General features: G+C 43.3%; 2 protein-coding genes. Both read right to left on the bottom strand.

Going from position 1 to position 534, the window contains the following annotated elements; translation table 11 throughout:
- The coding region (locus HGH47_RS12260) for a hypothetical protein (protein WP_432912764.1) at positions 1-267 on the bottom strand (267 nt) is incomplete at its 3' end.
- A 14-nt stretch (positions 268-281) separates the two neighbouring features.
- On the bottom strand, positions 282-534 hold a 253-nt coding region (locus HGH47_RS12255), incomplete at its 5' end, for a hypothetical protein (protein WP_432912761.1).

Here is a 534-nt window from a genome sequence, read left to right as displayed (position 1 = left end):
CGCTTTATTATCGCTTTTGCGCACAACGCCGAGTGCAAGCCCCCAAAACGATAGAAAGACGCCGGTTGCTTTATCGACCGTCGCATTCGTGTATATCGGATTAATTGCTGTCTTGTAGATAAAAAAGACAACGCTTGCAATTACTTCGATAAACCCACGTAGAACTCCGGTCGATTTAAAGTTAGTAAGTCCTGTATTTTTTTTCGCTATGGCGACAATGTCATCCCGTATTTCATGTTCCGCTTTATCTATCCAAGTATCCTGCATGCTCATCACCTCTTTTATTTCTTGTGTAAATCGTATTCCAATATTTCCGCATTCGCTTCCCCGATAGGAGTAAAGGTAAGCACAAATATCCCGTTTGCCTTTTGGTATGCAGAAACGCTATCGGGGTCAACCCGTACATCATCCATTGCAATGCGTTCAAGTTCCGCTATCACGCTTGCCGCATCGCTATTATTGTCATTAAGAAAAAGCGGCATCGTACTTCCCGTTTCCTTATCCCAATACAGTGAGCCTTTTATCACTTTCACC

The sequence above is a fragment of the Treponema sp. OMZ 805 genome, from assembly GCF_050937395.1.
Taxonomy (GTDB): domain Bacteria; phylum Spirochaetota; class Spirochaetia; order Treponematales; family Treponemataceae; genus Treponema.
The sequence above is the reverse complement of the archived record's forward strand: the minus strand, read 5'-3'. Positions and strand labels throughout refer to the sequence as shown.